Here is a 23,026-nt window from a genome sequence, read left to right on the forward strand (position 1 = left end):
CCCCAAACTGTCCAAGAAATTTATTTAGAATAATTATAAATAATGCTGCAAAAGTATTACTTTTGAATACCTTTTGATAACAAAAAAGGGATATTCAACAACAAATAATGGATAAAATACCGTCAATTACATTAAAGGAATTCTATACGAGGGAGAAACTGAATGATCAATTGACAAATGCTGAAAACTTACAGATAGGCAATGGTTTTTCGAGCAGGTACCTGTCCAATGAATACATGGAAGGAAGGTTGTTAGAGTTTAATGATGAGTCCATTTCCATCAAATATCAAGAATGGAATCTTTTTAAGCCATTTAAATTAAAGGTCCAGCATGATTCACATCTGATAAAAGTCCAATTCGAAATTGAAGGGAACTGCCATTTCGAAAGTAAAAACCATTATTGCATCATAATTCCAAGCAACCACTATCAATTCATAAATATTCCCAATCCACAAGGAAATATTACCTACAATAGCTCTCGAAAAGTATTGGACATCTATATGGATCAGGAATTTCTATTCCAATTGTTAGGGACCCAAGGCTATTCAGAGCAACAGTTAAAAGCGCATTTCCTTTTGAAAAACTACACTTTTTGTAGAGAAGCGACCTTAATAACTGCCCAACAGCATCAGCTGATCCAGGAACTGCTCCATCACCAATACCAATCCGACTTCGCAAAACAATTCATTCGAATCAAGGCCATAGAATTGATGATAACGGTCTTTGCTGGAGCAAACAACCAGATCAACCAAGTCAAATGGAATCAATCTGATATTGATAACATGATGTCATTGAAAGAGTTTTTGGACCAAAACTATCATCAGGACCTTCGTATCAAGACGTTATGTAGGCAATTTGGAATAAATGAATTTAAACTTAAAAACTGCTTTAAAGAACTCTTCGGCGACACTGTTTTTGTTTACATCCGGAGGCAAAAGATGAAAAAAGCACAGGAGCTCCTGAGAAACCCTGAATTAGAGATCAAGGAAATCGCGTATCTAACTGGTTTTAAATATGCACATCACTTCTCTAAAGTGTACTTTGACCATTATCAGATTCGGCCAAGCGACTACAGAAACAAACATATGGCCATTGAGGTCGATTAGATTCAGTTGGTTTGCTTACCCAATAGCGTTTTTATGACAACTTACTTATAAAATAATGGCTAAATACCCCTACCTTTGCATTAATATTTAAAACAAATGAAAATTCAATTAAATACGATTGAAGAAGCAATCGAAGACATTAAAGCTGGAAAGGTTATCATTGTTGTAGACGATGAAGACCGTGAGAATGAAGGAGACTTTGTAACCGCAGCTAGAAATGCCACTCCAGAGGTCATTAATTTTATGGCTACCCATGGTAGGGGCTTGGTATGTGCTCCATTGACCGAAGAACGTTGTAAGGAATTAAACTTAGGTTTAATGGTCAACAACAATACAGCTGTATATGAAACCAACTTCACTGTATCTGTAGACCTTCAGGGTTATGGCTGTACCACTGGTATTTCAGCTTCTGACCGTTCAAAAACAATCAAAGCATTAATTGATCCCAATATAAAGCCGGAGGAATTAGGCCGTCCTGGTCACATTTTCCCATTGATCGCTAAAGATGGAGGTGTCTTGCGCAGGACCGGTCATACGGAAGCTTCAGTAGATTTAGCTCGCCTTGCAGGTTTTGAACCAGCAGGTGTGCTTGTCGAGATATTGAAGGATGATGGTGAAATGGCTCGCCTTCCAGATTTAATTAAGGTTGCGGAGAAATTCGATCTTAAGATTATCTCTATTGAAGACCTGATTGAATATCGCTTGAAGCATGATACGTTGATCCAAGAGGAAGTAAGTGTAGAAATGCCAACAGAATGGGGTGATTTCAAAATGAAAGCATTTACCCAAAAGAATACTGGTGAGCAGCATTTGGCCCTATATAAAGGAGAATGGAAAGAAGATGAACCTATCTTGGTACGTGTGCACAGCTCATGCGTGACCGGTGATATCTTCGGCTCATGCCGTTGTGATTGTGGCCCGCAGCTTCATAAAGCTATGGAGATGATCCAGAAAGAAGGAAAAGGCATTATCGTTTATATGAACCAAGAAGGTAGAGGAATCGGCCTTGTCAATAAATTACATGCCTATAAACTTCAGGAAACTGGTGTTGACACTGTTGATGCGAACCTAGAATTAGGCTTCAAACCAGATTTACGTGATTATGGTGTTGGTGCTCAGATCTTGAGATACATGGGTGTTACTAAAATGCGCCTAATGTCCAACAATCCAACTAAACGTGCCGGATTGATCGGTTATGGTCTTGAAGTGGTTGATAATGTGCCAATCGAAATCATTCCCAACAAATACAACGAAGCATATTTGAAAACAAAAAGAGACAAAATGGGTCACACCCTAAGTAATCTTTAAAAAATAACAATGGAGGCCTAAAAACCTCCATTTTGTTTTTATCCAAGGTCTTTATTCTTGGCTTAAACATTTACCATTCCCATTTGTTCGAATAAAAAATTGACTATGAAGAATTCCCTATTAATAGAAAAAGCATATTTGAATGGATCTTTCATCAGTTCCAAAGACACATTTGAAGTCATCAATCCCTCTACTTTAAAGCCCGTAGGATCATTACCAAACTTAACGGTAAAAGATTGTCAGAAATTTATTGACACAGCCTACAAAGCTTGGGACCCTTGGAAGAATACACCTGTCGGCGAAAGATCTAAAATCTTAAGGAACCTATACAACCTGATCAATGAACATAAACAGGAACTCGCAGAGATCATGACCCTAGAGAGTGGCAAACCAATTAAAGAATCCCTAACCGAGGTCGATTATGCCAATTCATTTATTGATTGGTTTGCGGAAGAAGGAAAACGTGCTTATGGAGAAACCATCCCCTCACTTGCTGGCAATGCTAGGATGCAGACCATCAAACAGGGTGTTGGTGTCGTTGCAGCGATCACCCCTTGGAATTTCCCTTTGGCAATGATCACACGTAAGGTTGGCCCTGCCTTGGCAGCCGGTTGTACCGTCGTATTGAAACCCGCCTCCCAAACTCCATTCTCCGCTATCGCATTGGCAAAATTAGCCGATGAAGCCGGAGTTCCGAAAGGGGTATTGAATGTCATTACCTCCAAAGACAGCAAAGGAATAGGAAAAGAATTAGCCACTAATGAGAAAATCAGGAAGATTTCATTTACAGGATCTACCTCGGTTGGTCGAACCCTTATGGAACAGGCAGCTTCAACGATCAAAAGGATCTCCCTTGAGCTTGGTGGAAATGCCCCATTTCTGGTATTCAACAATGCAGATATCGACAAAGCTGTTGAAGGCGCTGTGGCAGGTAAGTTTAGGAATACAGGACAAACCTGTGTATCCATCAATAGATTTTATGTTCAGGAGGATGTATACGATGAGTTCAGCAAAAAACTGAGCAAAGCCGTAAAAGCATTGGAAGTTGGGGATGGATTAAAGAAAACATCTCAGGTCGGTCCATTAATCAATGAAGAAGGCCTTAAAAAAGTCGAAGAACATGTGCAAGATGCCATTGACAAAGGAGCAAAAATTGAGACTGGTGGAAAAGCAATGAAAGGCTTATTCTTTGAACCAACGGTCCTTTCCAATATGCCCGCCCATAGCATCATCGCAACGGAAGAAACCTTCGGCCCTATATGTGCTTTATTCAAATTCAAGACTGAAGAAGAGGCCATCAAATTGGCCAACGACACCCCTTTTGGCCTAGCATCCTATTTCTTTAGCCAAGATGTACATCAATGTTTCCGCGTTGCCGAGCAATTGGAAGCAGGCATGGTAGGCGTAAATACAGGATTGATTTCGAATGCTTCAGCACCTTTTGGAGGCGTTAAGCAATCCGGTTTAGGTAGAGAGGGCTCAAAATATGGTCTCGATGAATACATCGAGGTAAAATATATCTGTTTTGGAGGCAATTAACCTCCAAAACAATTACCAAATATGATATCTCAGTCCCAACATCACATAATTGGGCTCAGTAACTTCATCTTTAAATTGATATTTCACTTTATACCCTGTGTAAAGTGATAAATCTACACTAGGGAAATAATAACTGATCCCTACTTGTCCATTAGCTTTGGTAAAGTTTTCCTTTCTAGGCATGGGCTCATCTCCTTCAGCGCCAACTGCATTCTCATAGGTAAAGAACTCTTGTCCCAGACCAGCACCTAAGAAGATATTGAAATTGGATTTCTCTTTATTAAAAATACTCACAAGATAATCGGCACCAACAGCCAGTAGGTCTCCCCTTCCATGAATCTGGGCTTGGACCGCAGAGCGATTCGTAAAATCATACTTACCTTGAACACCGAAACTAGCATCATAAGCAGCATCGTCTAATTTTAGATCACTGTAAATCCCAAAGGCCCAATCATGCTCCTGAGCATGTAGTGCAATAGGAAAAATAAAAGCACACAATATCCAAAGTAATTTCTTCATAGCATATAAATTAGTCAACCTGCTCCCCTTTACTCTTCCGGTATTTCTTATAAAGTTTAACAAGTATCATCAGTAAAATTCCCAACCCAAAGATTCCCAGAACACCAAATACCCATCCTATTGCGGATTTAAGGATTACCAAGAAGACAATAGCAAACAAGATAATCGTAGAGACCTCATTCCACATCCGTAGATGCGTTGAGGTCCAATTGGACTTTTCATCCCTTAACCTGTACATGATCTTTTGGGAGATAAAGTGATAGGCTATCAAGGCCGCAACAAAACCCAACTTCACCTGCATCCATCCTGTGGACAAAAGAGCTGGATTAATATAGAGCATGACCAAAGCAGAAATAACGACCAAATACATTGAAGGTGTTGTGATCACCCACCACAGCCTATTCTCCATAATAACAAACTGCTTATGCAGAACTTGATATTCTATTTCAGATTTCTGCTTGGCTTCCGTATGATAGACAAACAACCTCGGCATATAAAAAAGCCCAGCCATCCAGCAGATAACAAAAATAATATGGATTGCTTTCGCGTATAGATAGACCATAATTTGTATTAATCCTCAAAAATATAAATTAAATCAGCAAATATTGACATGATAGGGTAATGAATTAATACCTAAAACGAAAGGAGCTGCCACATCGTGACAGCTCCCCATATCTGAGTTTGATATATTCTTAGTATCTGAATTCCTTAATGGTTTCTACAGCGTATTTCACGTTGTCAAATGGAATATCCGGCATGATACCGTGTCCAAGGTTAAAGATAAATCCATCCTCTCCACGCATACGTTCAAATAGATCTAGGATCTTTTTCTTGATCACTGGCTTATCCGCGTAAAGCACAAATGGATCCAGGTTACCCTGAACAGCCATATTGCTAGGCAATGATTTCTTGATGTTCAATAAATCAGCATTCCAATCCACAGAAACCACATCAGGTTGTGCTTCTGCCATAATCGGTGCAAACACAGAACTTCCCTTACAGAAAGAAATAACCGGTACATCTTTTCTGTTCAATTTAGAGATAATGTATTTATTGTATTTATGTGAAAACTCTTGGTAATCATTCCATGATAATGCCAATGCCCAGCTATCAAATAACTGCAATGCATTAACACCTGCATCGATTTGCATATTCATGTAATTGATCGTTACATCGGCTATCTTCTGCAAAATGGAATGTGCCAATTTCGGTTGGTTGTTCAACAAGGTTTTGGTCAATTTGAAATCCTTGGAAGAACCACCTTCAACCAGATAACTCAAAATGGTAAATGGCGCACCTGCAAAACCGATCAAAGGCACTTTACCGTCTAAACGGCCTTGGATTACTTTGATGGCATCAGCCACATACTGTAGTTTATCCAAACAATCTACCGATAGATTCTCGGCATCTTGCACTGTCCTAATCGGATTGGAGAATCTCGGGCCAACACCTTGTTCAAAGGATAGGTCTCCCCCCATTGCCTCGGCCGTAACCAAGATATCCGAAAATAAAATAGCTGCATCAACACCTAATAGGTCTATTGGCAGCATGGTAACATCTGCGGCAATCTCAGGGGTTTTGCACATTTCCAAGAAAGAATACTTGTTCTTGATTTCCCAATATTCTTTCATAAACCTTCCTGCTTGACGCATCATCCATACTGGAGGTCGTTCCGTAGGCTGCGACAACGCAGCGCGAATCAATAGATCGTTTTTCAAATTTTTGTCCACTACTTATTCTTATTTACTTCGTTTTGTATTTTCTCTATAATTGACTGTTGTCTGGCAGTCAGCCTCAATTTACTCGCCACATCCAAATAGGCCTGCACTCTTTCATAATCATGCTTCCTCAAGTTGATGTTCGCTAGATTGACCAGCACCATCCCCTTCTCATTATCCTTTCGCCAAGGCAACCTCGAGGCTAGCTGAAAATGATATTCAGCCTCCTCGATCCGATCCTCCTTCAAGGCTATATTGCCCATCATAAACTCATAAAAGTTTCTTCTTCCCTTTCGAAGTTTATCCGGATTCTTGATCTCTGCCAGCAATCTCTTGGTTTTCTCGTAATCCTGCTTATGAAAAGCTTGGGTCGCCAGGTAAACGGTTCCCTCTTTCAGGTAGCTCCATACCAAATAGGTAATACCTCCAAAGATGTAGACCGCTATATTATAATGCTTGGCATAAATGGCATACAATAGAAAAGCAATCGCAATTGCGATTACTATTTTTCGAGCTTGATTAGTCATCTATTCGTTTAGTTCGAGTTGTCTGTAAACTTATAACCGACCCCACGGATGGAGTGGAAATAAATCGGATGTTTTTGATCAGGTTCAAAATACTTCCTAAAGGTCAAGATAAAATTATCGATCGTACGGGTTGATGGGTACACATCATAATTCCAAACCGTTTCCAAGATCTGCTCACGGGAAACAGCCTCATTTCTGCGCTCAATCAACAGTTTAAGCAGCATTGTTTCTTTCTTTGTCAAAGAAGTAATGCTACCATCTGCATGATGTAGCTCAAAGGAATTGAAATAGATGGTCTTGTCACCAATACTGTAGGAATTCAATTCTTTAAGGTCATCTCCTTTCATACCACGGCGGATCAGGTTGCTCACGCGCAATATCAGTTCTTCCAAGTTGAATGGCTTCACTAAATAATCGTCTGCTCCTTTTTTAAGGCCTGTGATACGGTCTTCTGAACTGTTTTTGGCCGTCAAGAACATAATAGGAACTTCCGAATTCTGAAGTCTTATGGTTTCTGCCACTTGGAAACCGTCTATTTCCGGGATCATTACATCCAGGATAATCAGGTTAAAACGTTCTTCCTTAAATATTTTTAATGCTTTTTTACCATCTGTTGCCGTAGTCACACGGTAGCCTTCAAGCTCTAGATTCAACTTGATCGCTTCTAACAGATGTTCCTCATCTTCAACTAATAGTATACGTTGTTTAGTTTGCATAATTTTCAAAAATTACTTCAAAGATACTTCCAGTAGGGGTATTATCCTTTACCCTAATGGTTGCATTGTGTTTTTGTAATACTGTCTTAACAATATATAACCCTAAACCAGTGCCTTTGGTTTTTCGGGTCTCTTCACTACCCACTCTATAAAACTTATTAAATATAAGTTTTTTTTCATCATCAGGTATTCCTTCGCCATGATCTGTAACCGAAAATAATAGGTTATTGCCCTGTTTTTTCAACTTGACATAAACAGTAGCACATGGAGGTGAATACTTCACGGCGTTCTCAATCAGATTCGTGATCACATTGCTGATCGCAAATTTGTCCGCTTTCAACTCAATATCACTTTCCAATTCAGGCTTGATGACTTGGGATTTACATGCATTCTTCTGCAATCGATCAACGACCTGCTCAACCAGTTCAGTGACATTAAATGCCTCTTTAGGCAGCTGATAAGCTCTATTCTCTAATTTAGTCGTCAATAAGATATTTTCAACTAGATCATCCAAACGCTCAATATCCTTTAGGGAATTGCCTAAAAAGACCTTCTGCTGCTCTCTATCAAGATCACGCTTCAATATCGTTTGAATATAGAGTTTTACGGATGCTAAGGGCGATTTAAGCTCATGAGTGATGGCCAATAGGAAGTTCTGCTGTTGCTGGCTGATCTCATGTTCTCTTTTTACATGTTTCTTGAGCTTCAAAGCTCCCCATATAAAGATCAACAAGAAAATCAGACCTTCTCCTATGATCATCCCCTTGCGGTCGGGTTCAAATTTTACTAAGATAAATCCCCACCACAATAATTGGGTAATCGCATAGAAGACAAGAAAATAAAATAGAAATAAAGCTTTTCTCATACTTGATGTTTCCTGCGCAAATGTACTCAAATACGGCTTCATTAGGAAGCAAGCCCTACTTTATGACAGTAAACTTAGATTCATGGTTGATTCAGCCAGCTATTGACCTTATATTTGCACATGTTCAACGATAAAAAACACTTATTTTTCGATTTAGACCATACCATTTGGGATTTCGATAGAAATGCCGAAGAAACCCTGCATGAACTTTATTTCAGATATTCCTTTCACGATATCTTCAATTTACCCACTTCAGAAAGGTTTATTGCCACATATACTGAAAACAATCATCGGCTATGGAACCTGTACCACCATGGCAAGATAGATAAACCAACCTTGAGAAAATTGAGGTTTGCCGATACATTCACCCAATTAGGGGTCAATCCAGAATTGTTCCCATTGGCTTTTGAAGAAGAATACCTAGAAATCTGTCCAACAAAGACCAATCTCTTTCCTAATGCACATGAGACCTTGGCCTACTTAAAGGACAGATATACCTTGCACTTGATCTCAAATGGCTTTAAAGAGGCCTGTGAGAAAAAATTACAGCATAGCAACCTAGCTCCCTACTTCGAAACCATTGTCATTTCAGAGATCATCGGCATCAATAAACCCGATATCCGAATCTTTGAACATGCCTTAAATAATGGCGGCGCGAATAAAACTGAAGCGGTAATGATTGGGGATAACTTAGATGCTGATGTGCGTGGAGCACAGAATGCAGGCTTGGAAGCCATTTTCTTCAATCCTCTTGATGTGGAGAAACCTGAAGATGTCAATCACATGATCAAGGATTTAAAAGAATTACAACAGCTATTTTAATCCTGATAGCTGTTGTAACCAATATATTATTTCAAGATTTTCTTCAACAATTTGGTATAGGCAGCAGCGATTTTCTCCATACCATAGTCATTCGGATGGGCATAGTCCACCGTTGAATTCCTATCCAATCCGATTTCCTTTTCTGATAGCCAATAAAGATATTTATCTCCCTGCCCTTGCAAAGCTTTCACGGCCTTCTCCGCAACTCTTGAACGACTTTGGTAGTCAGCATTGGTCTTCATGTAAAAAACCCCTGGAACCTCACTAGAACTATGTGCAGCAATGACGATTGGCGTCTTAGGATGCTGCTCCCTGATGGTCTTAACCGCATTGTTGATCAAGCCTGTCAATTTATCTTTCCCATCTTCTCCAGCTACCGATAGATTAGGGATACAATCCAGAATAAATACAGCAGCATTTTCCTGCTTGATCAAGTCTAAAATGGGTTGCTCCAACCTACCATTTCCACTGAATGCCAGATTAATAACCTCATGGTCAAAGTTCCTACCCATCCAATTGGTCCAGCCTAATCCTGGCCTAGATGCACAGGCGCCTTGAGCAATGGAAGTACCATATACAATGATAGGTTTGCTCTCCTGCTGGATAAAGTTCAAATCGTCGGCTACTCCAATTTCCATCCATTTTACGGAATTATATAGCGGGAGGTATAGTCTAAATATATTTCCCGAAAGGGATCCAAAATCTTCATAGGTATAGCTTATTGTATCTTTGAAACTATATTTCCCGTGTATCCAATTCCATTCCTTCTCGTTAGATGCCTTGGTATAAAGGTCCAATCCACTCACACCCGTAGTTGGCATATGTGGCATATTCAATCCTCCATTAACTTGATAGCGAATGGAAAAGGAAGTTGCTGAAGTCTTGAACTCAACATAAACCCCTGCTGCATCCTGACCCAAATTCCAGACTGCATCCCGAACCTTCCCTTTCAATGACAAAGGCAATCGGGCATAACCGTCATGAGCTCCAATAGCTTTAACCCGGCCCTCCAATGCACTTTCTTTCAGTACATCATGCCATTTGACCTCTTGCGCGGAAGCTATCAATAGCAGCATACAAAAAAGAGAGCTCAAAAAGCTCTCTTTCCAATGTCTTAATAATTTAAACATTATAATTCTTTTACAGTGATATTTCTCAACCATACATCATCACCGTGATCTTGGAATCCGATCACACCTGATTTCGATTTACCACCTACGTTATTCAATAATTCAAATGCCAAAGGCCATTTTTCTTTGCTGAATTTACTAGCTTCCAATAATTGAGTCCACTCAGGAGTCCACAGTTCATATTCAACAACCTTCTCGTCGTTTTGGTAATGCGTTACTTTTCCTTTGTTAACAACAATCTTAGCTCTGTTCCACTCGCCTGCGGGGAATGCATTTTGAGGTTTCGCAGGGATCATATCATACAAGGAAGATGATTTACGGTTTCCATCAACACCTTGTTTTGCATCAGGGTGGTTCTCATTGTCCAATAATTGGAACTCAGGAGATGAAATGTAAATTGGCTGTCCTTTGATTTCTTTAGCCAAGAAGAAGGTACCAGAGTTTCCCCCTTTTGAAATTTTCCATTCAAATTCCAGTTCAAAGTTTTTGAAATCATGAGCGAAGATCAAATCTCCACCTTCAGGATTTTGTACACCTGCAGGTGCTTTTGAAAACTTCAAGGTTCCGTTATCAATGCCCCATTTACTTGGCACATGGTCTTTGCCGTAGCCTCTCCATCCATTCAATGATGTTCCATCAAATAGAACGTATGCTCCAGCGGAGTTCTTTTTAAAATCTTTAAGGGATACTTTAGGCAGGTCCAGTACTTCATAGGCAGGAACATTTGCTCCTTTTTGCGTGGAAGCGTTCTTGGTTGCACATGAGGCAACTGTCAATCCGATTGCGCCTACTAATACATACATAAAGTTTCTTTTCATAGTGTAAAGTTGATTAAGTGAAAATCTAATTTAAATAATCTTATCGTAAAATCAAGTATTAAAATTGTTGACCGCCCATATCGTCCATGTCTGGACCTTGTTGTTCACGGTCTTTTCTTCCAAAATTTTGGAGACCAAATCGGTAGGTAAATGACAAGGTAATCATCCTCTTCATCCATCGATGTGAAAACTGCATTTCACGGTTCGGCAGGTAATTGTGCATTTGGAATTTACGCGTATTGAATGCATCCCTTACATTCAGCATTAAACTACCCTTGTTCTTCAATACTTCCTTTTTCAAGGCTACATCAACTCCATGCATCGGCTTCATTTCTCCTTGCATGGTCTTCATTCCACTTCTATAATCTCCTCTGACCTGAGCCGAAAAGGTAGGTGTGATTTTTAGGTTTGTCGTCAGGTTTCCGTTCCAGTTGAACGACTCTCTGCCTTCAAGTCCCAGACCCGCTTTTGGATGGAAAGTAATTTGTGAAAGATTGGCATTTGCTGTAACATCCCACCACTTGGTTAAATTAACCTTAGAAATCAACTCAAATCCAAAAGCATCCAGATCCGACGCATTTTCCCATTTCATATAGGTTACATTCGTTCTATCCCCTACAATATCAGCAATCAAACTTTCATCATAGATAACAGGTTGGGTTTGGTCGTTCACACGACGATAAAATACCGATGAAATAAAGTTCCATTTCTCATAAAACTTTGAAAAACTCAATTCGGTGGAATGAATATCTTCTGGAAGCAAGTTTGGATTACCTTGACGGTAATTCTGAACATCCGAAACATCGATAAATGGGTTCACTTGCCATCCCCTTGGGCGCTGCACACGGCGTGAATAACTCAACTGCACTTTGTCCCCCTGTCCTTTTCCTATAGCATAACTTAAGAAAACACTTGGGTATAGGCGGAAATAATCCAATTTACCTTGGTCACTCTTAATAATGCTTGGGTTATCTAAATCATGCGAATAGATATTGGTATTCAGGTTTGCTTGCTCGGCTCTTAAGCCAACCTGTGCACCTAATTTCTCTGTAATCTGTTTTTGATAATTGGCATATAGCGCATGAACGGTGCTCGTCATGTCAAAATCGTTCGTAATCCGATAATCAGGTAGAAATTGCTGCGTTAAAGAATCAAGCTCTTCTGAATATTGACTTTCATCGGAATACCTTAAGATACTGCGATATCCCGCCTCGAATTTATGGTTTTCACCAAGTGGCAGAACATAATCCAATTGCATGTTCCAGTTCTTACCGGACTCAGAGGTATTGTTCACACGCTTCAGATCAGCATTTCCGTTTGCAAAGGTCTGATGGAAATCATTTACTCCATCCTCTGTATCATAACCAAAGGAAACATTGGCCGTCAATTCCTCCCCTTCACGCTTTAATGTACGCTTGAAATCTACTTGGGCATCAATTCCCAAATCATCCTCATTCTGCAAGGAATTACGGAAACTGGTCGTGCCTAACCCTGGAACATTCCAATAATTATAGTTGATATCATTCCCACGCTCATTATCCCTTAAGCTCAAATTGGTGGTTAAGCTCAATGTTGTCTTATCGTTCATGTAATAATCCGTACCAAAACGTATCGTATGGTTATACCCTAGTCGATTGCTTTCTTCGATACTTTGGGTTCTAGGGCTTTCATTGGTTATCCCACCATTGATATAATCGATATTATCTGAAAAGCCACTCCCTAAGTTATTACGGCGACTGAAATTATAGTTTCCAAAATAATTCACCTTGCCATCTCTATAATTCAGGGTCACTCCAGCATTTGCATTTTCATAGGAACCACCTGAAGCCGTAACCGATCCATTCAGACCTAAACGTGCGTTTTTCTTAAGGATAATATTGATGATACCCGATTGTCCTTCTGCATCATATTTTGCAGATGGGTTGGTAATGATCTCAACCTTGGCAATCGCATCTGCTGGCAAGGATTGTAGAAATGCATTGATGTCCGAACCTGCCATGGCCGACTCTTTTCCATCGACCAAGAACCGTACACTACTCGACCCACGTAGACTGATGCTCCCATCAGACTCCACTTGCAGCGTAGGTACATTGCCCAACAGGTCCTGGGCAGATCCGCCCACACTGACCATACTTTGGGAAACATCAAAAACTTTTTTGTCAATGCCAATCTGAAGGTCAGGAACCCGACCTTGAACGACTACTTCAGAGATCTTCTCGCCCTCTTCAGCCAAAACTATTGCACCCAAGTCTATATCTTTACCCGCTGTAACAACAAAATTATTACGGGTATAGGTAGCAAAACCAATATAGGTCACTTGAAGGTTATAGGTTCCAGGGTCAACATCTGGGATAGAAAAAGAACCATTGGCGCTAGTTTGTTGGCCACGGATATAGGCATTGTTCACATTCGAGAGCAAGCTTACGCTGGCTCCGATTGCCGGCCTGATACTATCTTGTTCTAAAATTCGACCTTGAATATCGACTTTCTGGGCAAATAAAATAATAGGGAATAATAAAAATAAACTGCTTAGGCATCTTTTCAATAGCATTTTGGATCTTTCTTAGTGTTTTCAGCCACAAAGTTGCGCAATAATTAAGAAAGTTAAATGCTCGTAACTGTATTATTACGAGGGTATTTATTCCACCGAAACGGTTAATCCTTCAGTTTTTAGGATCTTTCGGTAGACCTCGACTTCCGTATAGGTCCCTTCCAATATAGTACACTTACCTTTGGTATGTACGGTCCAGGCGATACGGGATGCTTCAGCTTCGGAATATTGGAGGTAATGCATGAGACAGTGAATGACATGGTCAAAAGTATTGAAATCATCATTCCACAAAATCAACTTGTTGGAATCTTTGGTAACTGCAAGGATTTCTTCAAGGGTAAATGTTTCTTGTTCAACTTCAGTGCTCATACTGCAAAAATAGCTTATTTTTCAAATAAATCAGTAATTTAGCTGAATTGTTTATTAAAGTTAGACCTATGTTTCAATCAAGAATAGCCGGCTTGGGATACTATGTCCCAAAGAACGTATATACCAATAATGACCTGACCCGTTTTATGGACACGAGTGATGAATGGATTCAAGAACGTACGGGGATTAAGGAACGTCGTTTCGCCAATCGAGTGGGTGAAACAACAACCAGTATGGCAGTAGAAGCTTCCAAAATTGCTATTGAAAGAGCAAATACCACCGCAGAAGAAATCGACTTTGTTATTTTTGCTACCCTTTCCCCTGATTACTATTTCCCGGGCTGTGGCGTTTTATTACAGCGCGAAATGGGCATGAAAGAAGTAGGTGCATTAGATGTCAGAAACCAATGTTCGGGGTTTATATATGCCTTGTCCATCGCAGACCAGTTCATCAAAACAGGCATGTACAAAAACATCCTGGTAGTCGGTTCTGAAAAACACTCCTTCGCATTGGATTTCTCAACCCGTGGTCGCGCAGTTTCCGTAATTTTTGGCGATGGTGCTGGAGCTGTGGTATTGCAACCAACCAAAGAAGAAGGAAAAGGCATTTTGAGCACACACCTTCATTCTGATGGTGCCGAAGCAGAGAAACTGGCGATGTACTACCCTGGTGCTTCTGCAGGTTATTATTTGGGCGAACAGATGCCACAATGGCCAGATGTAGAATTGGGCGGTATGTTGATGACCAAAGAAATGCTGGAAGACGGTTCGGCATTCCCATATATGGATGGCCAAGCCGTATTCAAAAAAGCTGTCGTAAAATTCCCTGAAGTAATTGGGGAAGCTTTGGCAAAAAACAACCTGAAAACAGCTGATATTAATATGTTGATTCCACACCAGGCAAACCTTCGTATTTCTCAGTTCGTTCAAAAGACTTTGGGCTTGTCCGATGATCAGGTTTTCAATAACATCCAGAAATATGGCAATACTACTGCCGCTTCGGTGCCAATTGCACTTTGCGAAGCTTGGGAGGAAGGTAAGATAAAAGATGGTGATTTAGTTTGTCTGGCTGCCTTTGGCGCCGGTTTCACTTGGGGATCAGCTTTGATTCGCTGGTAATTCAAAATTAACCATAAAAGAGAAGGGGTTCAGACAATCTGAACCCCTTCTTTATATATTTAATTTAATTGTTGTTGCTTGACTTCCTTGAGTTCATTTGCTTTCTTCTTTTCTGTTTGGACAGCTTTCTTTTTGCTAAACCCTGAACCAAAGATCACATCCCAAATCGCTGAACTCACCCCAAAACCTTTCTCAGGCTCTGAGTAATGGTGCAACATGTGGTGATCCTTTATCCTTTTAAACAAGCCTGATTTAAAATTAGCATGATGCATCGCATAATGGCATTCATCATAGATCAGGTAACCCAATAAGAACCCCGAGAAGAATGCTGCTAAGGTATAAGGCGAAAAGAAAAAGCTAAAGATAAAATAGATGATCGCTGCCATTGGGATACTTGCAGAAAGTGGCATAACCAATCGCAAGCGATCCTTAGGATAGTCATGGTGTACTCCATGGAAAATAAAATGCACCCTTTTCCCGAATTTTGAACTCGGCTCATAATGGAAAACCCATCTATGCAAAACATATTCCGCCAAGGTCCAAAATAACAGACCAAAGATATAGTACATCACAACAGTACCAACAGACAATCCCCCAGGGACCAATGCCCTCCAAATAAAAAAGATCTTAACAGGAATCCAAAATATCAAAGGAACAGAATAATGCACCTTGGTCAAAGATTCAAGAAAATCATTCTTGAACATTCTCGAAGACTCTGTCGAATTGGAAACATATAATTTCTTTGCCATACCCTAAATAATTTCATTTACACCCTAGGTTAATCAAATTAACCCTTTCAAAGCTCACTGAGTTATAAAAACCCTACACAAATTTATAAAATTGCTTCTCAGAGCAAATTGAAAACTAAAATTTTGACAAAATTACGATAATAGTCAGAAATACAGAAGTCAAATGCGTAATATTAAGGTAATGTTGTCATAATATTAATCTTCCTGCTGTTAATAAATAGAACATCACAGAATTGGAATGGTTTGATAGAGATAGATATGAGAAGGGAGATAGGAGAATTGAGAGGGTTTTGAAAATATTCGTAAGGTTGAATTGAATTCAATTGTTTTTGAACCAGGATTAATGGGATTCGAGGATGAACCAAGATCTGGGCATGAACCAGGATGAAAAGGATTCGAGGATAGACCAAGATAATATGCTAATTGATAAATATTCCACCCCTGCTGGATGTTTGGAAAATTAACAAACATTTATCCTTCCGCAGGAAGTCCTTTAGCCTCCGGCTCATTTCCAGTGGCGGAGAGATGGAAAGAATGCCGTTGACCTGTGCGATGGGATTGGCCTTGGAATGCTTTCAATAGATCATCCCCTTAAAAGGGATGATCTATTGAAAGATATTCCCGACAACAAGGCATTCTATCCATGTGCGGGAGCCCGTGCGAAAAGCCACCTTAAATGGGCCGAAGCGTTTACGGATTCGAGTTGTTTTTGGTATCCGTGAGCTCCTTCGTCGGTTTGGTTACTTTTGCGCTTCAAAAGTAACGAAGGATCTAAATTTTGTTTTTCCTTAACTTAATGACATTACCCAGCAGGACTGAAATATTTTTCAAATAATCCAACCATAGCCAACAAAAAAGCCGTTATCGAATGATAACGGCTTTCCTTATACAAATTAATATTTTTATCTATTAGCCATTTGAAAGGGCTGCAGCACCAGAAACGATCTCTGTCAACTCTGTTGTAATTGCTGCTTGACGCGCTTGGTTGTACGACAGTTTCAATTGGCGTAACAAGTCTCCTGCGTTTTCGGTTGCTTTATCCATCGCAGTCATACGGGCACCATGCTCAGACGCATGTGAATCCAATACTGCTTTGTATAACTGAATCTTGATTGCTTTAGGAATAAGCTCTTCAATGATTTTTTCTTTTGAAGGCTCGATGATATAATCCAATTCGGCAACATTGTCCTCTTCTTTATTCTCAGGCAAAAGAGGTAAAATCTGCTCTGATGTCAAGATTTGAACGGCTGCATTACGGAACTGGTTATATACCACCTCTACGCGGTCGATGTTTCCTTCTTTAAACTGTTCCATCACGTACTCCGTAATTTTCGAAACATTTTCGAAATCCAAATTGTTGAACAATTCGTTGTTATTACCGATTACCTTGAAATCACGTTTGCTGAAGAAATCCTGACCTCTTTTTCCGATTGCGATAATACTTACATCTCCTCTTGCGAATTGATCTGCATATTTCGTTGCAATCAAATTATTGGCAGTTTTAATGGCATTAGCATTGAATGCTCCCGCTAAACCTCTGTTTGAGGTCACCACGATGATCAATACCTTCGTAGGGATACGATCTTGCGTGAATGGCGAATTATTACCCTCTACGGAGGCTGAAACCTGAGCCAAGATCTCTCTCAATTTGGTCGCATACGGACGCAATTGGATGATAGCATTGGTTGCACGTTTCAACTTCGCTGCAGATACCATTTTCATCGCTTTGGTAATCTGTTGCGTAGAAGATACGGAGGTAATACGATTTCTAACTTCTTTTAAGTTTGCCATAAGTCAAATTTAGACGTGAGATGTGAGATATGAGTATTAAGATATTAACCTCGATACTGTCCTCAAACCCTTCTGATTTTGAGATCTGAGATTTGAAATACAAAAAGAACCTTTCTGCTCTCTCAAATCTCATATCTCCAATCTCAAATCCTTTTAATATTTCGAAGCTAATTCCTTAGCTACTTTTTCTAATACATCAGTTAATTCATCAGAGAACTTACCAGCTTTAAGTGCTGACAATACTTCTGGATGACGTTGCTCTAGTTGTGTCAAGAACTCTTCTTCGAATTCTCTCACTTTGTTTACAGGAACGTTACGTAATAAACCTTTTGTACCTGCGTAGATAATAGCAACTTGTTTCTCTACTGAAACTGGTGAATACTGACCTTGTTTCAAGATTTCCACGTTACGGATACCTTTGTCCAATACCGCTTTTGTAGCTGCATCTAAGTCAGAACCGAATTTCGCGAAAGCTTCCAATTCACGGTACTGAGCCTGGTCTAATTTCAAGGTACCAGCAACTTTCTTCATTGATTTGATCTGCGCATTACCACCTACACGTGATACCGAGATACCTACGTTGATCGCTGGACGGATACCTGCGTTGAACAAGTTCGACTCCAAGAAGATCTGACCATCAGTGATGGAAATTACGTTGGTAGGGATGTATGCAGATACGTCACCCGCTTGAGTTTCAATGATCGGAAGGGCTGTTAATGAACCACCACCTTTTACTTTGTCTTTCAATGACGCAGGAAGGTCGTTCATGTTACGCGCGATCTCATCAGAACTATTGATCTTCGCAGCACGCTCTAATAAACGAGAGTGAAGGTAGAATACGTCTCCTGGATATGCCTCACGGCCTGGAGGACGTTTCAATAATAATGACACCTCACGGTAAGCAACCGCTTGTTTAGACAAGTCATCATAAACGATCAATGCCGGACGACCTGTATCACGGAAGTACTCACCGATAGCAGCACCCGCCATTGGCGCGTAAAACTGCATTGGAGCAGGATCCGCAGCTGATGCAGATACGATCACTGTGTACGGCATAGCACCTTTTTCCTCTAATGTACGAACGATGTTCGCTACTGTAGAGTTCTTTTGTCCTACCGCTACATATATACAGAATACTGGTTGACCAGCTTCGTAAAATTCTTTTTGATTCAAAATGGTGTCGATACAAACGGCAGTCTTACCAGTTTGACGGTCACCAATTACAAGCTCACGCTGTCCACGTCCGATAGGGATCATGGCGTCGATCGCTTTAAGACCAGTCTGTAATGGTTCAGTTACTGGTTGACGGTAGATAACCCCAGGAGCTTTACGCTCGATTGGCATTTCGAAAGTCTCTCCAGTAATTGGGCCTTTACCATCGATAGGCTGACCTAATGTATTTACCACACGGCCTAACATACCTTCACCTACTTTAATAGATGCGATACGGTTAGTACGTTTGATAGTATCACCTTCTTTAATTTCATCCGATGGACCTAAAAGTACAACACCTACGTTGTCTTCTTCTAAGTTCATCACAATACCTTGTAGTCCATTCGCAAACTCAACCAACTCTCCTGATTGAACTTTTGTTAAGCCGTAAATACGCGCAATACCGTCACCTACTTGCAATACGGTACCCACTTCTTCTAAATCGGCTGCTGACTTAAAGCCTGACAATTGCTCTCTTAGAATTGCCGAAACTTCATCTGGTCTTACCTCTATCATTGTTGTAATTCGTATAAGGGGTTTTTGATTCTATTATATCTTGTTCTCGAACACCGGACTAAACGCCTTGGTTCTCGAAATGTCTCTCTAATTTATTTAGCTTGCCTTGAATACTTGCATCAATCTGCTTGTCTCCAACCTTCACCACAAAGCCACCGATCAATGATTTGTCTACTTTGTTAGCTAAGATCACCTCGGCATTGATCTGGGCAGCAATCTGCTCCTTTAATGCCTGTAGGTTGGCCTCCGATAAAGGACTTGCCGAAACAACTTCTGCATGAACGATACCTTTAACCTCGTTGTATTCACGTACAAACTCTAAGGCTGTCGCATAAACTAATTCTGCACGGCCTTTTCTAACCATGATATTGAAGAACTCCAATATCTCCGGTCTGATTTTACCTTGAAATAAAGCCTTCAAGATCGCCAGTTTCTTATCCGTCTTAATGATCGGATTATTTAAAACTGCTTGCAATTCCGTGTTAGATTTGATTATGGCAATAACTCCTTCGATATCCGCCTTAACCGCGTCCAGACTCTCCTGCTCTACCGACAAGTCGATTAATGACTTGGCATATCTTGAAGCTACTTTGAAAACTGACATACGCTAATTTTTAAATTCGTTAACCAATTAGTTTAATTTAACATCTTTCATCAAGTCAGCTACTAAAGCTTCTTGCTTTCCTTGGTCCTCGAATTCTTTCGTTAATACTTTGCGTGCAATCTCTAAAGATAAGGTAGAAACTTGGTTCTTAACCTCAGCTAAAGCTTTTAATTTTTGGTCTTCAATCTCGCGTTTAGCTTGTTCGATCAATTTACCACCTTCAACTTGAGCTGCATCCTTTGCCTCTGCAACGATCTTATCTTTCAATACTTTTGCTTCTTTCAAGATAACATCACGCTCTTCACGAGCCTTTTTTAACAAATTCTCGTTCTCATTGGTCAAACGTGCCATTTCCAATTTAGCCTTCTCTGCGGAAGCCAAAGCATCGGTAATGCCTTTTTCGCGTTCCTCTAGAGCATTTACAATCGGTTTCCAAGCATATTTCCCTAACAAAAAGATGACGATCAAAAGGATGATCAATTGCCAGAAAAATAACCCGAATGAAAAATCATGAATTAAAGCGTCCATTTATTTACGTTATTATATTTTTGAATTTAAATTTTTTGTCTTTTTGATAAACACAACTTGCAACCAACCGTTGCAAGATGTGTTCATTGTCTTTTGTAATAAGCTTAGCTTATTTACCTAATAGAAGAGCACCGAATGCTAAACCTTCCAATAAGGCACCGATGATGATCATCGCTGTTTGAATTTTAGATGCTGCTTCTGGTTGACGAGCGATAGCTTCCATTGCTGAACCACCGATTTTACCTAAACCTAAACCAGCTCCGATAACGATCAAACCTGCTCCTACTAAATTTGGAATCATAACAATTTTATATTTAAAAATTTAACAAAAAATTCGAATTAATGATGCGAATGCTCTTCCACTGCCATACCGATAAATAGGGATGACAACATCGTAAAGATAAACGCTTGTAAGAATGCTACCAATAATTCCAAGAAGAATAATAACAACGTTAGAATTAAGGATACACTCACTGAACCTACAACGGTCAACTGATGTTGCAACAAATACACAACAGCAATCAGACCCATTACAACGGTGTGACCAGCCGTAATGTTTGCAAACAAACGAACCATCAAGGAGAAAGGCTTAGTAAACAAACCTAACACTTCGATTGGCGCTAGAACAAATTTGAATGGAACCGGTACTCCTGGCATCCAGAAAATATGCTTCCAGTAATCTTTGTTTGCTTTGAAATTCGTAATGAAAAATGTAAACAAGGCTAAACACAATGTAACAGAGATATTTCCAGTTACGTTTACCCCAAGTGGAGTAAGCCCTAATAAGTTCAATAAAAAGATCAAGAAGAATACAGACAACAAATATGGCATGAATTCTTTGTAACGATGTCCAATGTTAGGGATCGCCATCTCATCTCTCACGTATAGAACCAATGGCTCCAATGCACGTCCAATTCCTTTAGGAACCACGTTTGAACCGTTTTTATATGTTTTAGCTAAACTTGTAAATCCAATGAACAACAATAAAGCAGCCAACATCAAACCTAAAACATTCTTGGTAATCGAGAAGTCCCAAGGCTTTGCATTTGTTGGGTGATGTTTGTCATCGTAAGTAATCGTACCTGCAGCATCTGTCTTGTAGATTTTGCCATGGTACAATTTGTAAAATTGACCGTCTTTTTCTACTACTTTATCGCCATGCTCGAACTCACCGGAAGAAAAAACCTTCAGACCACCATCAATCAAGATAACTGGTAAAGGGAAGCCATAATTCTTTCCTGTTTTAGAATCAGTAAAGAAATTGAAATAGTAATCATCCTTTAAGTGGTGTTGAATATGAGCGTTAATTTCCTCAGAACTAGAAGTTTCACCATGTGTATGCCCTTCTTCAGCAACTGAGCGGAATGGATTAACAGTAAACAAAATTACTGCAAATAATAAAAGTACTTTTTTAAGACTCACCATTTTAAAATAATGTTGAATTATGACAAATTTTGCGCAAAATTACAATTTTATTTGGCATAAATTCAGAATTGTTTAAACTTTTTAAAAAATTAGTTTTTATTAACCGTTTCTTGTTGATTTACAATATAATAGGCCGCGAAGGCATCATACATCAAATAAACAAAAAATACGACCAGAAAATTAAGCTCAATAAAATCATTCTCGAGTAGATTTATCCCCTCATGAATGAACACATAACTGCCCACCGCTTTCAGGGTCATGCCGACCAAAAATGCAAAGCCGACCTGTACCGGCATCGTATAATCGATGAGCAATAAAATGATGACCATGACAATGGAAGCAATTGCCCCAAAAGCATACATGCCTTCCAAACTATAGCCCGATCCTATCCACCAATGGTCCTGATGGTTCATCTTCAAAACGGCGTAATGTATTCCGAAACATACACCCGTGACGCCAAGCAGAACTAATAATAAGAGCAGGTATCTATTCATTTCTATTGATATAATTTACTTGTTTAATAAATTGATATAAGGAAAGTCCGACGCCAAACATCGTCAATCCTTTCATCCACCACTCCCCTTCTACTGCGTATTTTTCGTCCAGCCAAGTCCCTAACCAGTAAAACACATAGATGGTCACCCCCATTTGAAATGGCATGGAGGTAAATACCAACCATTTGTTGACCTTCTTATTTGACTTGCTATCCTTCAAACTCTTGTAGTAGGGTTAGCTAACAAAGATAATTAAATCTCATTAGGCTAAACCTTTTGTGTCGATTTTTTGTAAAAAAGCTGTTATTTGACTTCAAAATGATCAATTAACGGGTATTCCAGGCTGTTTGCTGGAAATTGTCAAGGATGTTATGGTTTGAACCAGGATTAAGGGGATGGGAGGATGGACCAAGACCGAGGGAAAGAACCAGGATTTGGCTCGACGGTTATCGAGCGAAGTCGAGATGCCGCTCGCCAACCAGGGATGCGAGGATGGACCAAGATTATGATCAGATGTCGCTGGAAAGTCTACAATACGGTTGGGGCGTATCGAATACGCCCGCCCCATACAAACCTAAATTATTATCAACTTCGGATTAAA

Annotated in this window: 25 protein-coding genes; 6 read left to right on the forward strand and 19 right to left on the reverse strand. The window is 39.8% G+C overall.

From position 1 onward, the window contains the following. Window positions 1-107 precede the first annotated feature (107 nt). From RT138_RS08660 to RT138_RS08670, 3 genes are all read left to right on the forward strand, one after another. A complete protein-coding gene (locus tag RT138_RS08660) occupies window positions 108-1,106 on the forward strand; it encodes an AraC family transcriptional regulator (protein WP_313190349.1) in 999 nt (332 codons plus the stop codon). 96 nt (window positions 1,107-1,202) lie between these two features. Continuing rightward, complete coding sequence (locus tag RT138_RS08665) at window positions 1,203-2,414, forward strand: bifunctional 3,4-dihydroxy-2-butanone-4-phosphate synthase/GTP cyclohydrolase II (RefSeq protein WP_185210858.1); 1,212 nt, start codon at window positions 1,203-1,205, stop codon at window positions 2,412-2,414. Window positions 2,415-2,519: 105 nt separating this feature from the next. After that, entirely contained in the window at window positions 2,520-3,953 is a 1,434-nt protein-coding gene (locus RT138_RS08670) for an NAD-dependent succinate-semialdehyde dehydrogenase (protein ID WP_313190350.1), read from the forward strand. 12 nt (window positions 3,954-3,965) lie between these two features. Here RT138_RS08670 and RT138_RS08675 read toward each other — a convergent pair whose 3' ends face one another. The 6 genes from RT138_RS08675 to RT138_RS08700 form a co-directional block, all read right to left on the reverse strand. Next, the gene (locus tag RT138_RS08675) at window positions 3,966-4,472 is read right to left on the reverse strand and encodes an outer membrane beta-barrel protein (RefSeq protein WP_313190351.1); all 507 of its coding nucleotides are present in this window, start codon (window positions 4,470-4,472) and stop codon (window positions 3,966-3,968) included. Between the two features lie 10 nt (window positions 4,473-4,482). Then, entirely contained in the window at window positions 4,483-5,034 is a 552-nt protein-coding gene (gene hemJ / locus RT138_RS08680) for a protoporphyrinogen oxidase HemJ (protein WP_313190352.1), read from the reverse strand. Between the two features lie 130 nt (window positions 5,035-5,164). Beyond that, window positions 5,165-6,190, reverse strand: a complete 1,026-nt coding sequence (gene hemE / locus RT138_RS08685; protein ID WP_313190353.1) for a uroporphyrinogen decarboxylase — start codon at window positions 6,188-6,190, stop codon at window positions 5,165-5,167. Window positions 6,191-6,201: 11 nt separating this feature from the next. Beyond that, window positions 6,202-6,717, reverse strand: coding sequence for a hypothetical protein (locus RT138_RS08690; protein WP_313190354.1), 516 nt, complete (start codon window positions 6,715-6,717; stop codon window positions 6,202-6,204). 8 nt (window positions 6,718-6,725) lie between these two features. Further along, window positions 6,726-7,433, reverse strand: a complete 708-nt coding sequence (locus tag RT138_RS08695; RefSeq protein ID WP_185210868.1) for a response regulator transcription factor — start codon at window positions 7,431-7,433, stop codon at window positions 6,726-6,728. Continuing rightward, complete coding sequence (locus tag RT138_RS08700; RefSeq protein ID WP_313190355.1) at window positions 7,423-8,298, reverse strand: sensor histidine kinase; 876 nt, start codon at window positions 8,296-8,298, stop codon at window positions 7,423-7,425. Before RT138_RS08700 ends, RT138_RS08695 begins: the two co-directional genes overlap by 11 nt. Before the next feature lie 120 nt (window positions 8,299-8,418). Here RT138_RS08700 and RT138_RS08705 point away from each other — a divergent pair, with 120 nt between their 5' ends. After that, the gene (locus RT138_RS08705) at window positions 8,419-9,120 is read left to right on the forward strand and encodes a YjjG family noncanonical pyrimidine nucleotidase (protein ID WP_313190356.1); all 702 of its coding nucleotides are present in this window, start codon (window positions 8,419-8,421) and stop codon (window positions 9,118-9,120) included. 26 nt (window positions 9,121-9,146) lie between these two features. On the opposite strand, the gene RT138_RS08710 is transcribed toward RT138_RS08705, so the two are convergent. The 4 genes from RT138_RS08710 to RT138_RS08725 form a co-directional block, all read right to left on the reverse strand. Further along, complete coding sequence (locus RT138_RS08710; RefSeq protein WP_313190357.1) at window positions 9,147-10,250, reverse strand: SGNH/GDSL hydrolase family protein; 1,104 nt, start codon at window positions 10,248-10,250, stop codon at window positions 9,147-9,149. Then, complete coding sequence (locus RT138_RS08715; RefSeq protein ID WP_313190358.1) at window positions 10,250-11,068, reverse strand: DUF1080 domain-containing protein; 819 nt, start codon at window positions 11,066-11,068, stop codon at window positions 10,250-10,252. The genes RT138_RS08710 and RT138_RS08715 overlap by 1 nt, the downstream gene beginning before the upstream one ends. Before the next feature lie 58 nt (window positions 11,069-11,126). Continuing rightward, on the reverse strand, window positions 11,127-13,619 hold the full coding sequence (locus RT138_RS08720; RefSeq protein WP_313190359.1) for a TonB-dependent receptor domain-containing protein: 2,493 nt from the start codon (window positions 13,617-13,619) through the stop codon (window positions 11,127-11,129). 87 nt (window positions 13,620-13,706) lie between these two features. Continuing rightward, on the reverse strand, window positions 13,707-13,988 hold the full coding sequence (locus tag RT138_RS08725) for an ATP-dependent Clp protease adaptor ClpS (RefSeq protein WP_093098694.1): 282 nt from the start codon (window positions 13,986-13,988) through the stop codon (window positions 13,707-13,709). Window positions 13,989-14,056: 68 nt separating this feature from the next. Here RT138_RS08725 and RT138_RS08730 point away from each other — a divergent pair, with 68 nt between their 5' ends. Continuing rightward, complete coding sequence (locus tag RT138_RS08730; RefSeq protein ID WP_313190360.1) at window positions 14,057-15,106, forward strand: beta-ketoacyl-ACP synthase III; 1,050 nt, start codon at window positions 14,057-14,059, stop codon at window positions 15,104-15,106. 59 nt (window positions 15,107-15,165) lie between these two features. On the opposite strand, the gene RT138_RS08735 is transcribed toward RT138_RS08730, so the two are convergent. The 9 genes from RT138_RS08735 to RT138_RS08775 all read right to left on the reverse strand — a co-directional run bounded on the left by RT138_RS08735 (window position 15,166) and on the right by RT138_RS08775 (window position 22,645). Beyond that, window positions 15,166-15,855, reverse strand: a complete 690-nt coding sequence (locus tag RT138_RS08735) for a sterol desaturase family protein (RefSeq protein ID WP_313190361.1) — start codon at window positions 15,853-15,855, stop codon at window positions 15,166-15,168. A 909-nt stretch (window positions 15,856-16,764) separates the two neighbouring features. Further along, entirely contained in the window at window positions 16,765-17,646 is an 882-nt protein-coding gene (atpG, locus tag RT138_RS08740) for an ATP synthase F1 subunit gamma (protein ID WP_185210879.1), read from the reverse strand. Between the two features lie 153 nt (window positions 17,647-17,799). Continuing rightward, window positions 17,800-19,374: a F0F1 ATP synthase subunit alpha gene (gene atpA, locus RT138_RS08745; RefSeq protein WP_254526333.1), complete on the reverse strand. Its 1,575-nt coding sequence runs from the start codon at window positions 19,372-19,374 to the stop codon at window positions 17,800-17,802. A 58-nt stretch (window positions 19,375-19,432) separates the two neighbouring features. Continuing rightward, window positions 19,433-19,978, reverse strand: coding sequence for an ATP synthase F1 subunit delta (gene atpH, locus RT138_RS08750; RefSeq protein ID WP_185210883.1), 546 nt, complete (start codon window positions 19,976-19,978; stop codon window positions 19,433-19,435). Between the two features lie 27 nt (window positions 19,979-20,005). Then, window positions 20,006-20,506: a F0F1 ATP synthase subunit B gene (locus tag RT138_RS08755; RefSeq protein WP_185210885.1), complete on the reverse strand. Its 501-nt coding sequence runs from the start codon at window positions 20,504-20,506 to the stop codon at window positions 20,006-20,008. 109 nt (window positions 20,507-20,615) lie between these two features. After that, window positions 20,616-20,807 (reverse strand): ATP synthase F0 subunit C, encoded by a 192-nt coding sequence (atpE, locus tag RT138_RS08760; RefSeq protein WP_093098685.1) that lies wholly within the window; start codon window positions 20,805-20,807, stop codon window positions 20,616-20,618. A 38-nt stretch (window positions 20,808-20,845) separates the two neighbouring features. Beyond that, a complete protein-coding gene (gene atpB / locus RT138_RS08765; RefSeq protein ID WP_185210887.1) occupies window positions 20,846-21,931 on the reverse strand; it encodes a F0F1 ATP synthase subunit A in 1,086 nt (361 codons plus the stop codon). Window positions 21,932-22,020: 89 nt separating this feature from the next. Further along, on the reverse strand, window positions 22,021-22,425 hold the full coding sequence (locus RT138_RS08770; RefSeq protein ID WP_313190362.1) for a hypothetical protein: 405 nt from the start codon (window positions 22,423-22,425) through the stop codon (window positions 22,021-22,023). Continuing rightward, window positions 22,418-22,645: an AtpZ/AtpI family protein gene (locus tag RT138_RS08775; RefSeq protein WP_236736511.1), complete on the reverse strand. Its 228-nt coding sequence runs from the start codon at window positions 22,643-22,645 to the stop codon at window positions 22,418-22,420. The genes RT138_RS08770 and RT138_RS08775 overlap by 8 nt, the downstream gene beginning before the upstream one ends. Before the next feature lie 146 nt (window positions 22,646-22,791). On the opposite strand from RT138_RS08775, the gene RT138_RS08780 reads away from it, so the two are divergent. Next, on the forward strand, window positions 22,792-23,025 hold the full coding sequence (locus RT138_RS08780) for a hypothetical protein (protein WP_313190363.1): 234 nt from the start codon (window positions 22,792-22,794) through the stop codon (window positions 23,023-23,025). The last annotated feature ends 1 nt before the right edge of the window (window position 23,026 follow it).

Origin of the sequence: Sphingobacterium sp., from assembly GCF_032065005.1 — a bacterium.
GTDB lineage: Bacteria > Bacteroidota > Bacteroidia > Sphingobacteriales > Sphingobacteriaceae > Sphingobacterium.